General features: G+C 42.4%; 16 protein-coding genes and 4 tRNA genes. 6 read left to right on the forward strand and 14 right to left on the reverse strand.

Going from position 1 to position 14,659, the window contains the following annotated elements:
- Positions 1-8: 8 nt before the first annotated feature.
- The 8 genes from clpX to ACZ5KY_RS13640 all read right to left on the reverse strand — a co-directional run bounded on the left by clpX (position 9) and on the right by ACZ5KY_RS13640 (position 4,400).
- On the reverse strand, positions 9-1,253 hold the full coding sequence (clpX, locus tag ACZ5KY_RS13605) for an ATP-dependent Clp protease ATP-binding subunit ClpX (RefSeq protein ID WP_464244437.1): 1,245 nt from the start codon (positions 1,251-1,253) through the stop codon (positions 9-11).
- Positions 1,254-1,267: 14 nt separating this feature from the next.
- On the reverse strand, positions 1,268-1,855 hold the full coding sequence (gene clpP, locus ACZ5KY_RS13610) for an ATP-dependent Clp endopeptidase proteolytic subunit ClpP (RefSeq protein WP_464244438.1): 588 nt from the start codon (positions 1,853-1,855) through the stop codon (positions 1,268-1,270).
- A 3-nt stretch (positions 1,856-1,858) separates the two neighbouring features.
- Positions 1,859-3,184: a trigger factor gene (gene tig / locus ACZ5KY_RS13615; protein ID WP_464244439.1), complete on the reverse strand. Its 1,326-nt coding sequence runs from the start codon at positions 3,182-3,184 to the stop codon at positions 1,859-1,861.
- Positions 3,185-3,296: 112 nt separating this feature from the next.
- Positions 3,297-3,379, reverse strand: a tRNA-Leu gene (locus ACZ5KY_RS13620).
- Between the two features lie 107 nt (positions 3,380-3,486).
- Positions 3,487-3,562, reverse strand: a tRNA-His gene (locus tag ACZ5KY_RS13625).
- A gap of 43 nt (positions 3,563-3,605) precedes the next feature.
- Positions 3,606-3,682: transfer RNA gene (locus tag ACZ5KY_RS13630), tRNA-Arg, on the reverse strand.
- Between the two features lie 6 nt (positions 3,683-3,688).
- Positions 3,689-3,765 (reverse strand) — tRNA-Pro (locus tag ACZ5KY_RS13635).
- A gap of 104 nt (positions 3,766-3,869) precedes the next feature.
- Positions 3,870-4,400: a hypothetical protein gene (locus tag ACZ5KY_RS13640; RefSeq protein ID WP_464244440.1), complete on the reverse strand. Its 531-nt coding sequence runs from the start codon at positions 4,398-4,400 to the stop codon at positions 3,870-3,872.
- Between the two features lie 243 nt (positions 4,401-4,643).
- Between ACZ5KY_RS13640 and ACZ5KY_RS13645 the strand changes: the two genes are divergently transcribed.
- Positions 4,644-5,156: a peptidylprolyl isomerase gene (locus tag ACZ5KY_RS13645; protein WP_464244441.1), complete on the forward strand. Its 513-nt coding sequence runs from the start codon at positions 4,644-4,646 to the stop codon at positions 5,154-5,156.
- Between the two features lie 102 nt (positions 5,157-5,258).
- Here ACZ5KY_RS13645 and ACZ5KY_RS13650 read toward each other — a convergent pair whose 3' ends face one another.
- Entirely contained in the window at positions 5,259-6,470 is a 1,212-nt protein-coding gene (locus ACZ5KY_RS13650; RefSeq protein ID WP_464244442.1) for a class I SAM-dependent rRNA methyltransferase, read from the reverse strand.
- A 118-nt stretch (positions 6,471-6,588) separates the two neighbouring features.
- Here ACZ5KY_RS13650 and ACZ5KY_RS13655 point away from each other — a divergent pair, with 118 nt between their 5' ends.
- From ACZ5KY_RS13655 to ACZ5KY_RS13665, 3 genes are read left to right on the forward strand one after another with little or no spacing between them, the layout of a single operon-like run.
- Positions 6,589-7,257, forward strand: a complete 669-nt coding sequence (locus ACZ5KY_RS13655; protein WP_464244443.1) for a hypothetical protein — start codon at positions 6,589-6,591, stop codon at positions 7,255-7,257.
- Between the two features lie 51 nt (positions 7,258-7,308).
- A complete protein-coding gene (locus tag ACZ5KY_RS13660) occupies positions 7,309-7,974 on the forward strand; it encodes a Crp/Fnr family transcriptional regulator (protein WP_464244444.1) in 666 nt (221 codons plus the stop codon).
- 14 nt (positions 7,975-7,988) lie between these two features.
- Positions 7,989-8,651 (forward strand): retropepsin-like aspartic protease, encoded by a 663-nt coding sequence (locus ACZ5KY_RS13665; RefSeq protein ID WP_464244445.1) that lies wholly within the window; start codon positions 7,989-7,991, stop codon positions 8,649-8,651.
- 64 nt (positions 8,652-8,715) lie between these two features.
- On the opposite strand, the gene ACZ5KY_RS13670 is transcribed toward ACZ5KY_RS13665, so the two are convergent.
- The 3 genes from ACZ5KY_RS13670 to cas6 form a co-directional block, all read right to left on the reverse strand.
- Positions 8,716-9,264 carry a hypothetical protein gene (locus ACZ5KY_RS13670; protein WP_464244446.1) on the reverse strand — a complete coding sequence of 183 codons (549 nt, stop codon included), beginning with the start codon at positions 9,262-9,264 and terminating at the stop codon, positions 8,716-8,718.
- A 143-nt stretch (positions 9,265-9,407) separates the two neighbouring features.
- Positions 9,408-9,716, reverse strand: a complete 309-nt coding sequence (locus ACZ5KY_RS13675; RefSeq protein WP_464244447.1) for a TFIIB-type zinc ribbon-containing protein — start codon at positions 9,714-9,716, stop codon at positions 9,408-9,410.
- 82 nt (positions 9,717-9,798) lie between these two features.
- On the reverse strand, positions 9,799-10,752 hold the full coding sequence (gene cas6, locus ACZ5KY_RS13680) for a CRISPR system precrRNA processing endoribonuclease RAMP protein Cas6 (protein ID WP_464244448.1): 954 nt from the start codon (positions 10,750-10,752) through the stop codon (positions 9,799-9,801).
- A 149-nt stretch (positions 10,753-10,901) separates the two neighbouring features.
- Between cas6 and tgt the strand changes: the two genes are divergently transcribed.
- Together tgt and ACZ5KY_RS13690 are read left to right on the forward strand one after the other, a co-directional pair.
- Entirely contained in the window at positions 10,902-12,020 is a 1,119-nt protein-coding gene (gene tgt / locus ACZ5KY_RS13685) for a tRNA guanosine(34) transglycosylase Tgt (RefSeq protein ID WP_464244449.1), read from the forward strand.
- Between the two features lie 28 nt (positions 12,021-12,048).
- Positions 12,049-12,822 carry a hypothetical protein gene (locus tag ACZ5KY_RS13690; RefSeq protein WP_464244450.1) on the forward strand — a complete coding sequence of 258 codons (774 nt, stop codon included), beginning with the start codon at positions 12,049-12,051 and terminating at the stop codon, positions 12,820-12,822.
- 83 nt (positions 12,823-12,905) lie between these two features.
- On the opposite strand, the gene ACZ5KY_RS13695 is transcribed toward ACZ5KY_RS13690, so the two are convergent.
- Both ACZ5KY_RS13695 and ACZ5KY_RS13700 read right to left on the reverse strand, forming a co-directional pair.
- Positions 12,906-13,664: a septal ring lytic transglycosylase RlpA family protein gene (locus ACZ5KY_RS13695; RefSeq protein WP_464244451.1), complete on the reverse strand. Its 759-nt coding sequence runs from the start codon at positions 13,662-13,664 to the stop codon at positions 12,906-12,908.
- 4 nt (positions 13,665-13,668) lie between these two features.
- The gene (locus ACZ5KY_RS13700; RefSeq protein ID WP_464244452.1) at positions 13,669-14,646 is read right to left on the reverse strand and encodes an acetyl-CoA carboxylase carboxyltransferase subunit alpha; all 978 of its coding nucleotides are present in this window, start codon (positions 14,644-14,646) and stop codon (positions 13,669-13,671) included.
- Positions 14,647-14,659 lie beyond the last annotated feature (13 nt).

Raw genomic sequence — 14,659 nt, forward strand, 5'->3', positions numbered from 1 at the left:
GTAAACCTTTAAGCTGATTCAGCACAGTCATACATAATAAGTGGGACATTTTTTTTCAAAATAACATCCTCACTGACAACAACTTCCTTAACCTGTTCCTGAGAAGGGATATCATACATAATATCCAACATCGACTCCTCAAGAATGGAACGAAGGCCACGAGCACCTGTTTTTCTACGTGCTGCTTCTTTAGCTATCGCAACTAAGGCTTCATCAGTAAAGGTCAATGCCACCCCTTCAAGATCCATCAATTTTTGATATTGACGGACAAGGGCATTCTTAGGTTCTTTGAGAATACGAACCAAAGCCTCTTCATCAAGCTCCTCAAGCGTTGCAATAACGGGTAAGCGGCCAATAAACTCAGGAATTAGCCCATACTTCAACAAATCACCAGGTTCAATATTTTTCAACAACTTGCCCAGCGTAGTCTCACTTGGCAGCCGAATTTCAGCACCAAAGCCCATCGCTTTCTTACCTACACGTTGGCTAATCACATCCTCGAGCCCGGAAAAAGCACCACCACAAATAAACAGGATATTAGTTGTATCAACCTTAATAAATTCTTGTTGCGGATGCTTGCGACCACCCTTTGGTGGAACACTAGCCGTGGTTCCCTCAATGATTTTCAAAAGTGCCTGCTGCACACCTTCACCTGACACATCACGCGTAATGGAAGGCGATTCGCTTTTCCGAGCAATTTTATCAATCTCATCGATATAGATAATGCCCCGTTGGGCTTTTTCAACATCGTAATCAGCTGCCTGAACAAGACCTAGAATAATATTCTCTACATCTTCTCCAACGTAACCCGCTTCAGTTAAGTTTGTTGCATCAGCCATAGCAAAAGGTACGTCAAGTACTCGAGCCAAAGTTTGAGCTAAAAGAGTTTTTCCACTACCAGTAGGACCTAGCAACAGAATATTACTCTTTTGAATTTCAACATCCCCAGATTTAGCTGCATATTTTACCCGCTTATAGTGGTTATATACCGCAACGGATAATACCTTTTTTGCCCAGTCCTGACCGATAACATAATCATCAAGGTTTTCACGAATCTCTATCGGTGTCGGAAGAGGGGTGGCCTCTTCCTCTTCAGTTGACTCAACCTCTTCCACAATGATCTCTTGGCACAAGCCAATGCATTCATCACAGATATAAACAGATGGGCCAGCTATAAGTTTTTTTACTTCATCTTGTGATTTTCCACAAAATGAACAAATTAAGTCATCAGATTGGTCTTCAGTGTGATCCATAAAATTCCCCGCTATCAGACCTTGTCTCGAGTAACAATATCGTCAATCAATCCGTACTGTTTTGCTTGAGTTGCGCCCATAAAAAAATCACGCTCAGTGTCAATCCCTATGGTTTCAATTTCCTGACCAGTATGATGTGCCAAAATACCATTAAGCTCTTCACGCAAACGTAAAATCTCTTTTGCGTGGATGCTAATATCTGAGGCTTGGCCCTGAAAACCACCAAGTGGTTGATGAATCATAATGCGTGAATTAGGCAGAGAATAACGCTTTCCTTTTTCACCAGCAGCCAACAGAAGAGCTCCCATACTTGCAGCTTGTCCAACACAAATCGTTGAAACAGGTGCTTTAATGTATTGCATCGTATCGTATATTGCCATCCCAGCTGTCACAACACCGCCAGGCGAATTGATATACAGATGAATATCTTTTTCAGGGTTTTCAGATTCTAAAAACAGAAGTTGCGCAATGATGAGATTAGAGATTTGATCATCAATGCCACCACCGAGAAAAATAATTCGGTCCTTCAACAGCCGTGAATAAATATCATACGACCGTTCTCCGCGACCAGTCTGTTCAACAACTATCGGGACGAGGCTCATTCGCTACTCCTGTTCTTCGTCGCTTGGTGCTTCAACAAGGGATTCCTTAGTTACCTCTTCAACCTTAGATTGGCCAAGTAAGAAAGTGATCACTTTCTCTTCTTCAATTTGTGCCAATAGATTTTTACGTGCTTCGTCTGCAGCATAATATTTTTTTACTTCATCGAGTGGCGCATTGGCCATCGTTGCAATCTCTTCCAATCGACCATCAATTTCTGAATCATCGACTGAGATATTTTCTTGCTGGCCAATTGCTTCCAGAACCAAACTGCCCTGAACTTGCTTAATCGCAGTATCACGGTACATAGAACGGAAAGACTCATCAGTCATACCCATCATCTCAAGGGTCATGCCCTGTTGCTTTAGGCGGTTACCAATATTACGGTGCATAAAGTCAAGTTGACGAGAAATCATCGTATCGGGAACTTCAACTGCATTACCTTCAACCAAAGCTGTCATGAGGCGCTCTTTGAGATCCTCTTCAATACGCTTTTCCTCTTGCTCTTTATAGCTATCAGCAACTTTCTGGCGCAGTTCTGCTACTGATTCTGCATCAAACTCTTTAGCGAGTTCATCTGTAAGTTCAGCAGTAACCTTCACCTTGATCTCTTTGACAGAAACCTTAAACGTTGCTTCTTTTCCCGCTAATTCTTCATTGCCATATTCAGCAGGAAATGTAACACAAATTTCTTTATCATCACCACGGTTCGCGCCAACAAGTTGCTCTTCGAATCCTGGGATAAAACTACCTGAACCTAATTCAAGGACATGCTCTTGTGCCGCGCCACCTGCAAAGGCAACACCATCAACAAATCCTTCAAAATCAATCGTTACAAAATCGCCATTTTGCACATCATCACGATCAGCAACTTCTTGAGAATCACGTGAACCGATCATTTCAGCAATACGGTCCTCAACAGTCTGATCATCTAATTCGATAATCTCTTTTTGTAATTTAAACCCAGTATAGTCTTTTGCCACGACCTCAGGCTTAACCTCTACGTGAGCTTCAAATGTAAACGGCTTACCTTTTTCAAGTCCGCTGTTGTTTTCAATTGATGGGTCAGAAATTGCGGGCACCTTGTGATCCATCAAAGCTTTATAATAAGACTCATTGATTAGGCCGCCAATAACTTCTTGCTCCATTTGTTCTGCATAGTATTGCTCAACCACTTTCATAGGGATCTTTCCTTGACGGAAGCCCTTGATCTTAGCTGTTTTAGCAATCTTCTTATAAGCTTTTGCAATTTCATCAGATACACGGTCAGCACTGACTTCAACACAAATCTTCTTCTTTACAGAACTAATTTCTTCAACTTGAACGTTCATGCTAAATAAACCTCACTTGATAAACATAAAAATAATAGAAAGACTGGACAAACCAATAATTAGATTAAAAAAGATAGAACAAAACAGGGGCACGTATGCCCCTGTCATTGTTTGGTGCGAGAGGGGAGACTCGAACTCCCACGGTTGCCCGCTGGTTCCTAAAACCAGTGCGTCTGCCAATTCCGCCACTCTCGCAAATTCTATTTGATCTCAAAACCGAAAAGTCATGAGAATATTTTTCTAAATCTTTAAAACAATCAAGAACGAATATGAAACAAGTAATCGCCTTGATTAAAGTAAAATGGGGTGAGTGAAGGGGATTGAACCCTCGACAACCGGAGTCACAATCCGGCGCTCTACCAACTGAGCTACACCCACCACAATAGGTGGCCGATTGAAGAACTAAAAGCGGCCAAGTAAATGGCGCGCCAGGAAGGACTCGAACCCTCGACCCTGTGATTAGAAGTCACATGCTCTATCCAGCTGAGCTACTGGCGCTTGTTATGGTCGGGGCGAGAGGATTCGAACCTCCGACCCCCTGCTCCCAAGGCAGGTGCGCTACCAGGCTGCGCTACACCCCGACATACAAGACGCTGTTTTCTATCATTCTGGATTCAAAATTGCAACTTAAAAACACATTTTATTTTTTATTTTTTCATTCGACCGACTCGTTGGATTACCAAAATCAATGACTCGTAAAATCGACGTCAATGACCTCTTTGTTCTCTTCAACGGCCAGCGAGGAACCTTGTAACACGTCTTGCTTCAATAAAGCAAACTCTTCTTTGCTTATAAGGTCATTATTATACATTTTAACCAAACGATCGAGACTTCTTAAGCGTGAGGTCTCAGAATCTTCCAACTGCAGCGGAGCTTCAGCCACATATCCATCTGAGCCAGATCGGGTTGTTCCGAGCCGAACCGATGCTAATCCACCAAGCAAACTGATCTCAATGGGTCGATCTTTCGGCATCCCACTATTAAGTGTTTCGGCTAAGCCTGACTGACTCTTTTTCATTTTCCGATAAAACAATAGCCCTGATACGGTCAACAAAAAAAGACCTCCGCCAACGATCCAAGGCATATAAACAATCAAGCCACGGAAAAAGACGATAAAGACTCCCAGCAGTACCAACAGCAGTACATGTAATATCAGGACAAAGTAGCCGATGAAAATATTTTTAGCGATACCATCTTCGCCGCTTGAATGTCCCATGGCATGTCACCCTACATATATCGTAAAAAACTATGGCGAGAAACCGATCTGCCCACTAGCTTCAATCTGTAACTGCGGCGGCAACTATAACAGGAAACGTAGACAGGTCAAACACTAAATAAAGAGTTCTTAAATAGAACGTCCAATGTTTGAATTTTTCTCTTTAAATATGTTAGTGTCCAAAAAAATTAGAAATTGTATTCAGTAACTATAGTAAATTTTCCAAAACTAAAGGAGTACCATATGAGCGCAGCACCTAAAGTCTTATTCCAAACCAGTCTCGGTGACATCACCCTTGAACTAAATCAAGAGCTTGCCCCTATTACTGTAGAAAATTTTTTATCCTATGTGGACAGTGGCTACTATGAAGGAACCATTTTCCACCGTGTCATCAAAAATTTCATGGTTCAATGTGGCGGCATGAATAGTGACATGGAAGAAACTAGCGGTAAGCAACCGATTAAGAATGAGGCAGCAAATGGCCTGAAAAATGTTTGCGGCTCAATTGCTATGGCTCGCACACAAATTGTTGACAGTGCTACTTCACAATTTTTTATTAACTTAAACGATAATGAGTTTCTCGATCACCGCGATACTCGAGCTGAAGCGTTTGGTTATGCCGTATTTGGTAAAGTAGTTGACGGAATGGATGTCGTTAAACAGATTGAATCTGTTACCACTGGCAACAAAGGACACCATCAAGATGTTCCTGTTGAGCCCGTTATAATTACAGCGGTAACTCGTATAGAAGAATAATAGCTCTTCTCACTGTCTCAAATGTAAAAAGGCTGTGTACATCAAATTGGATGCACACAGCCTTTTTCATAGATGGAATAGCTTCAAAAAGAACTAAGCTTCTTAAAATGCCTCCCCTTTTGCAGCGATAACATATTTAAGATATCGCCCCTCTGGAAACGTCACCGGATAAGGGAAATCGCCTGCCTGCCCTGCTGTTTTTACAACCTGCAGCTCACACCCTGATTCTAATGCACCGCGACGCAACTCTTTAAGATAATCAGCCAAATCAACTTTCTGGTGATTTGATGACGTAATAAGTAAACCACCAGGTTCCAGCAACTTTAGCGCTAACGCCACCAGACGTGACGTTCCACCGCTTGTAGTAAACTTATTTTTAGTTGTCGTTGAAAAGCTTGGCGGATCCATCAATATAATATCATAGCGTTGTTTCTGAATCTGTTGCGCCAACACTTCAAAACAATCTCCAGCTATAAATTGATGACGCTTGGGGTTCATTCGATTTAAACCAAAATTTTGCCGTGCCCACTCTAAATAATGGGGTGACACATCAACCGTTGTTACCTTGCTGGCTCCAGCAGTTGCAGCAGCAACAGAGAATGCTCCCGTGTAAGCGAAAAGATTGAGTACTTTTTTACCCGCCACACGAGTCATCAAATCACGGCGATTTTCACGTTGATCCATGAACAGACCAGTATTGAGTCCCTCCGCCAAGGTCACCTGATAGGTCAAATCATTTTCCAATACATGATAAATATTGGGTGCCGCAACGCCACAGAGTAGTCGGCTATAACGCTTAGAACCTTTCTTTTCAAGCTCCCTTGTTTTTTGCGGACGGAACTTTTCATAAATTCCAGCGGGATTGAAAACCGATTGCAACGCCTTAACAATTATCGGAACATAGCGATCCCAACTTGCCGTATAGAGTTGAATCATCAAATAATCATCGTAACGTTCAACTGTTAAGCCTGGCAAACCATCTCCTTCACCATTCACCACGCGATAAGCCGTTGTTCCATCAAGATCAACATGTTGCCGACGTAATGCTTCGGCTGACTTAATTTTCTTTTCAAACCACTGATAGTCAAGCGTATCAATATCAGTCGCCACGACCCGAGCAACGATTCGATCTTCATCCCGTAATGCCGTGGCTATTTGTTCACCAGATTCAGACACTAAAGATACTAAATCACCCACATCACCTGCTGGCCACTGCTGCGTAAAACGATCCTTCAGCACCCAGGGGTGCCTCAATTTCAACATTTGAACCGTTTGTTTACCAACAATGCAGCTTAACTTGCCCTGTTTCACCATATTTATTATCCATTCACTTCAGATTAAATTTAAACAAAAAGCACTTCAACAAATTCTCAAGAATGATACTATCACCAAAATTGTCCTGATAAAGTCAAAAAAGAAACAAGGAGCACCTATGAACGAAGCACCACAAACACAAGCCGAACAAAAAATTGAACAGCTATTAAGCCAACTCGCACCAGGAAGTGAACGTTATCGCATCCTAAGTTCTGCAAAACAATTTAAATCATCATGGGTCGATCTCGGCCAACAACTCCAAGAAGTTCGTCGCGACCGCCTCTATGCGCAATGGGGATACGAATGTTTCGAGGACTATTGCAGCCGAGAAATCCGCATTCGTCGCCAAACTGCCGATAAATTAACGATGGCTTACCACTATTTAGAACAAAAAAACCCCGCATTAATTGCACAAAACGACAATCTAAATCCATTGCCCGACTTTCGTTCCATTGACCTACTTCTTCAAGCAGATGCCGACAAAAACTTCAACACGGATCAACAGCAAGAGCTTCACAATGCTGTTTTTGAAGGAAAACTTAGCCACCCTACCATCGCAAAACGTTTTAAAGAGATGTCGATGGAAGTTGCAGATCAAGCAGTTCGCCAACGCGCTGAATTTAAAAGCGCCCTCAGTGCTGCACGACGACTACAATCGGCAATCGGAGGGTTACCCGATAAATTTCTTGGACAAGAATTAAACCTAATTCCACTCATCGAATCACTTGAACAAGCTGTTGAGCTACTCGAACCACAAACAATTGACATAGAAAATAAAAATAACTAAATCAGGGCAAGCCAGTACCTTAACGATCCCTTAAGAGGTTAATAACCTAACATGGAAAAAAAACACGCTGTTAAGCTTTTTCTGCAAACTTTTTTTGGTGATGCGGAAGATCCCCGCTTTAACTTTATTGAAGAAATTAGTCGCTTCGAAACTATTAGTAAGAAGCAACTTCTTTTTTCAGAAGGGGAACAGGGGAGTGAGTTTTACTTTCTTGCTTCGGGTAAAATAAAACTCTTCCGTTCCACAAGTGACGGCAAAGAAGCCACAATCCGTTTCATCAGCCCTGGTGAGTATTTTGCTGAGATCTTATTACAGCTCAAAGGTCGCTATCCTGTCAGCTCCATTGCCATAGAGCCCTCTCAGCTTCTGGCGATTGATGCAAAAAAAATGCTCCACCACATTGAGCAAAACCCTGATGTGGCGATGCATTTCATTGGTGCATTATCACAACGAATTAAATACCTACTTGGAATGGTTGAGCAATTAACCCTTGCGGACATTCGCCAACGATTCATTAATTACCTACTTGCCTTGCGTGACAAAAGCCCAACGAATCGAATCGAGCTACCTGCACCAAAAGGTGAAATTGCTCTACTTTTGGGAACGACACCCGAAACATTTTCCCGTTTATTAAAAAAACTGGCGGCTGAAGGTTCTATTAAACTTGAGGGACGAACAATTATCCTATGCGGCGATTTATCCACACCGAATAAATAAAGAGTGGTATCAGTATGCGATTCAGTTTGTTATTGATCATAATACCTATCGTACTCATCTCAACAACTGTGCAGGCAGAAATTTATCGCTATATTGATAAAAATGGTCATTCAGTTTATGTCGACAACTTAGCTTCGGTTCCTTCACAACACCGACAAAAGTTTATTGATGAACAAACCGAAAACGATGAACCTACCTATTCAACACCGGACAAAGCTCGACAAAACTCAACAGACTTGGATGCTCGATGGCAGGAACTTGTCATCGACAGCCAACCAGCCGACCAAGATTTCGCAGGTACAACACCAGTACGGATTATCAACAACCGCGTGATCATCCCCGTACGAGTTAAACAAAAGCGGAGAAAAGTACAACTCAACCTTCTGCTCGATACGGGAGCATCTATTACTCTACTCCACGAACAGAGCATAAAAAAATTAAAAATTGGCAAAGTTCGAACACAACGAGCCCGCTTAGCAGATGGTAGTACAATCGATATTAATGTAGCAAAAGTCTCAGAATTAACAGTTGGGCCAATAAAGCTCCTAAACACACCTATAGCCATTATTGAGAATCAGGGCCGACGTGAAGAAACTGATGGACTTCTCGGACTTGACGTCTTACGTCACCACCCCTTCAATATCGACTACAAAAACCAACTCATCAGATGGGAATAGTTCAAACTAAAAAAGAGCAACGAAACCTCGTTGCTCTTTTTTATACATTGTTATATTTGATAGACTAAACTGGAAATAATCGGTACGAATTACCAACTTTTTCCCGTTTTAAAACGTTTTCCTTATCCAGTTGCAACAACGTTGATTGAAGTTGCTTGCGATTCTCATGTGGAAACAACTTATATAACTCAACTTGAAGAATTCCGGGGTTTTCCAACACACGCTGTAGTACACGCCACGCCAAAGCATTATGCTCAGCTTCTTCAACTACAGCTTCTTCAACTACAGCTTCTTCAGCTACAGCTTCTTCAACTACAGATTCTTCAACTACAGATTCTTCAACTACAGCTTCTTCAACTACAGCTTCTTCAACTACAACCTCTTCAACTACAGCTTCTTCAACTACAGCTTCTTCAACTACAACCTCTTCAGCTACAACCTCTTCAGCTACAACCTCGTCAGTTACAACTTCGTCAGTTACAACTTCGTCAGTTACAACTTCGTCAGCTACAACTTCGTCAGCAGAAGAGTGACTAACAGAATCCCGACTTTTATAGTAGAAAAAAGAACCTAAGCCCCCAACTACTAAAAAAACAAACAAAAAATCCCCCATAAATGTTCTCCTTGCAATCATTGCACTTCATTTAAAACAAAAAATAGTATTTATCTTAATATTTAGAAAACTCAGCGATTAAAAACAGGATGGCTCTAAAAACTAGTTATCACACCTTATCATGTTAAGGAACCATCAATCACCTATTTTTCGACCACTTCACCCTGCTTAAACCACATCTCGAACCACGTTCTATGGTCTTTTTGAGCCAACTGTTTCAAGTCATTTTCGCCAAGCCACACACCACCACATGACGGACATTGATCCATTGCTACACCATGAAAGGTTATAGCTTGAATCAGTTCACTACATTTAGGGCAACGATTATGGCTCAACTCGCGAACCAAAAGTTCATGCTCTTGAGCTTTTTTTTTAGTTCGGTTTTTTTTCTCTAATTCATAGATATACTGATTTTCGAATGCGTTTTCACGTTCTTTCCATGCGTCGTTCATAGTGCACCTCCACTATTATAGAAATAAACGAATACCGATTTATTTACAGTATACAAGAACACTTTTAATTAGCAACAGCACCTTAATCCTTAAACTCATATGGCACAACCCGGTAGCTGCCAGCTCCATAACCAGCGTTTTTCCCTAAATTCATTAAACTACCAAGGTATAGGTATGGAACAAGATCAATCAATGCCGAACCATACAGATCAATAGTACCCTCGACACCACCCAATGCTAGAGTATGATCAACCCCTTGTAGTTCACGCCAATCATTCCACTTCAGATCATTTTTTTGAGTCTCTACGGAATCAGCCATTGCTAACAAAGACTGCGCATCAACCTCTAAATCTAAACAACAATGCGCATACAGCATCGAAGTGACCCGCCTTAAAATAAATGGAAAAATCAATTTAAAGGTTGGATGAAACATGGGCCGCTGTTTTACAATTAACCGTGATGGCGTCATAAATCGTAGTTGAAGGTGATCACATTCAAGAACACAACTATTAAGCCACCAATCACCATCGCGGACAGGAACCATTAAGGCATTAAACGACTCACCTCTAGACCAGATTTTTTGAGGCTGACATGCAGAATTTTCGGCATAAATTTCAACAACCTCAAATCTCCCAGTGTCGTGGCGTAACCCTGCCCGACCTAAAGCTTCAATGACCTGCGTCAGATCCTTAATAATCTCAAGATTCCCTCCCCACACGATGACATTTAGCATCATCAAATCACCCCGTTGATACGTAGCAACTTGACCACAATCAAAATGAAATACAAAGGCTGGACCACTTTTTTGAAATTGACGCTTAGCAACAGGATCACAGGAGAGTTCAGGTGAAAATAACCGACCAAAGCGGTTACAGGTGCTTAAATTGTCCCCCATAAAGCAATAATTAGCTGCAGCACGAAGTGAGCGCCGTAATCGGAGTAATGTGGCCAAATCAACCACTATCAACTCTGTGAAACGTAACTGAAATTGAAGTCCGACAAATTCAGCCCGTTTAAATTGTGTATTCCCTGCCATAATTTCAGCCTTCCCTCCATATTGACAAACGCCCCACATTGCAATTTTTCTACTCTTTTGATACTGTTATAAAAGACTTTGAATAAAGTCATCGTCTTATATTGTAGCAAAATCACACTAACTCTTTCACTGAAAAGACCCCAACTCTCATGTTTAAGTTCGACCTTTTGCATACTGATAAAAATACACAGGCCCGACGTGGTCGGATCCACACACCTCACGGCACAATAGAAACGCCTATCTTCATGCCGGTAGGGACTCACGGAGCACTAAAAGCCTTAACACCGGCTCAGGTCGAAGAGACTGGAGCACAGATCGTCCTGTCTAACACCTACCATCTGCACCTGAAGCCTGGCGAAGCCTTGGTTAAGAAAGCGGGCGGACTGCACAAGTTTATGAACTGGGATAAGCCGATTTTGACCGACAGTGGTGGATTCCAAGTATTTTCGCTACCAAAGAAAAAAATTACTGAAACGGGTGTGTTTTTTCGTCATGAACAAAATGGTGATGAAATTTTTCTCGGCCCTAAAGAAGCGATGAATATCCAAAATACGTTAGGTGCTGACATTATCATGGCCTTTGATGAATGTATCCCCTACCCATCGAGTCATGATTACTCAAAAAAATCAGTACAGAAAACGTTGCGTTGGGCAGAGTCCTGCCTTGAACACCACGCGAGTAAAGATCAAGCACTGTTTGCAATAGTCCAAGGAAGTGTTTATGAGGACCTGCGTCGCGAATGTGCTGAACAGCTTACGGCAATGGATTTCCCAGGTTATGCGATTGGCGGTGTCAGCGTCGGTGAAGGGTTAGAACTGCTCAAAAAAGTAGTTGATTATACCGCACCGTTTTTACCCGTCGACAAACCACGTTACCTCATGGGTGTTGGTCTTCCAGAAGATATTTTAGAAAGTATCGATCGTGGGATGGATATGTTTGATTGTGTTATCCCAACTCGTTATGCTCGTAGCGCCACGCTCTTTACCTCACGCGGTAAACTACGTTTAACCAATCGAAACTATCGCCGCGATTTTTATCCCGTTGATCCCGCGTGCGATTGTTACTGCTGTCGCAATTTCACCAGAGCGTACTTACACCATCTTTTCAATGCCAACGAAATTTTATCGGCAACTTTAGCGGCAATCCATAATGTTCATTTTTACATGAATTTGGTTGCTGGGGCTCGTAAAGCGATTGAACAAGACCAATACGCAGACTATAAACAAAACTTCCTTGAAGAGTATGGTTTTTTCAACAATAAGAAATAACGCTTAGCGCCCAACTAAAGGAGAATCAATGTCATCGTCAACGCTTGATACAGACCTAGTTCAACGTCTTAAAAAGGCGTTGACGACTGATGTTAATGGTTTAAAGAATGTATTAAATGACCCATCCGCCGAAGTACTCCATGCTGCACTTAAAAATATTTCACTAACTGAAGAACACCTTCTCCTGCTTCTCAAGCGCCAAGACCTCAGTTCGGATATTCTCAAAACAATCAGTAAACATAAATCAGGCCAAAGCCACCAAGTTACTGTATCAATTATTTGCAATGCAGCGCTCCCCCCTGCCCTAGCCAAACAACTAATGAGCAAACTGCGTCTATTTGAGCTCTTCAACCTGTGTATCCTTCCTGGTCAATCCTCAGATATTCGCATAGCCGCTGAACGTTCAATCTGTCAAAGACTACCAACTGAACCATTAGGAAATAAGATCTCTTTGTCGAAACGGGCGAGAAGCAATCTTTTATTACCATTACTCAAAGAGGGGCACCCGCATATTATTGAAGCTTGCCTAGAGAACTCCCGCCTTCAAGAATCGGCGGTTTTTCAGTTCCTAACCAGCGGCGCTACGTCACCTGAAACTATCTCAATGGTTGCTCGCCACCAACGCTGGAGTAGGCGTAAAAATCTACAACGTGCGATATTAAAATGCCACCACACACCACAGGTCTGGTTTATCCATTTTCTCCCACATTTACCCACAATGGAAGTTCGTAACCTTCTCCACTCTAACCACCTCAAAACAAATCAGAAACAGTGGATTCAGGACTTTCTAGACAGACACTAACGCGTCTGAGCTGTAATAAAAAAAAGGCGATATCTCCATGAGGTGATATCGCCTTTTTTTTTCGATGGATCTCAATTCGATTTTCAATCAATTGCAACGATAAAACCAGAACCGTAACCAGCTTGCAATAAATTCTCTTGCCCCGTCATGGCCTGAGCCATCGAGGTATAATTTCCAGAACGCACTCGATAAAAGACTTGCCCTCCTAGCTCTACCTGACGGATATCAGCAGCACCATAACGCTGCTGTAGTTCGGCTTGAAGTCGTTGCGCATTAGACTGCTGAGTAAAAGCTCCAACCTGAACCGCAAAAGGACCACTCTGAATCGACTGTGGCAAACGATAGTGAACCGAACCATCTGCTGCGGGATCTTGATATCCTAACGCCGTTACGATAACAGGCGCTGTACCTGGGCCAACAACGCCAAGGTTATGAGCTGCGGTGTACGATAAATCAATAATCCGTCCTTCAACAAAAGGACCACGGTCATTTACTCGAACCACTTCGCTGCGACCATTGGTTTGATTCTCAACACGCACAAAAACACCTAACGGCAAAGTTTTATGAGCTGCAGTCATGGCATACATATCGTATGTTTCACCGTTACTGGTTTTGCGACCGTGAAACTTCTTACCGTACCAGCTAGCTAACCCTTTTTCAACAAAGCCTTCATGGTCCAAAAGTGGGGTGTATGATTGACCAAATTCATTATAGGTTTTTTGCCACCCCTTAAGACGTGTTCCATCTGGCGCAGAATCTGGTTTTAAGGGCGGTTTGGTTGGTGTACAACCTATAGCAACCACGAGCAAGAAACACAAAAATATTCGCCAGAGACAACGCATCAAACTACCCCTCAGTAGACTCCAAAATCTCTTCTTGCATAACAGTCATAGCACGGAATTTTTGATAACGTTGCTCGACAAGCTCTTCAGGTGAGAGTTGCTGTAATTCTTCGAGGTGTTTTTTAAGAGTTGCTTTAACAATTTCGCCAGCTTTCTTAACATCATTATGAGCACCACCGACGGGTTCTTCGATCACTCCATCAATAATACAACCCAACTCATCAATATCTGTTGCGGTCAACTTAAGGGCTTCAGCAGCTTGTGGCCCTTTTGCACCGTCATTCCATAAAATAGCAGCACAACCTTCTGGTGAGATTACGGCATAAACTGAATACTGCATCATCAATACGCGATTACCAACCGCCACGGCCAAGGCACCACCTGAACCACCCTCACCCGTTACAGTGACGATAACTGGAACCTTCAGCGCAGCCATCTCACGGAGATTACGAGCAATCGCTTCGGCCTGCCCACGCTCTTCAGCACCAATTCCAGGATATGCACCTGGAGTATCAACAAAAGTAAAGATAGGTAAGCCAAACTGCTCTGCCATTTTCATAACACGTAATGCTTTGCGGTAACCTTCAGGGTTAGGCATACCAAAATTACGGATCACTTTTTGTTTCGTGTCGCGCCCTTTTTGATGACCAATTACCGCACAGGGTTGCCCATCAAGACGTGCAAAGCCACAAACTAATGCAGGATCATCAGCAAAGTTTCGGTCGCCATGCATCTCAAACCAATCGGTAAACACATGTTCAACAAAATCGAGGGTAAAGGGACGACCAGGATGGCGAGCTAACTGTGTACGCTGCCAACGAGTCAATTTAGAAAAGATCTCTTCGCGTAATTTCTCTGCCTTTTTTTCTAATTTTTGCAGTTCACTACTAAAATCAACACTCTCGGTTGAGTATTCACGGAGTTCATGGATTTTTCGCTCTAAATCAACCAATGGTTTTTCAAAATCTAAATATGCTTGCATGATTTTTCTCTCC

The organism is Desulfuromonas svalbardensis (assembly GCF_055389415.1).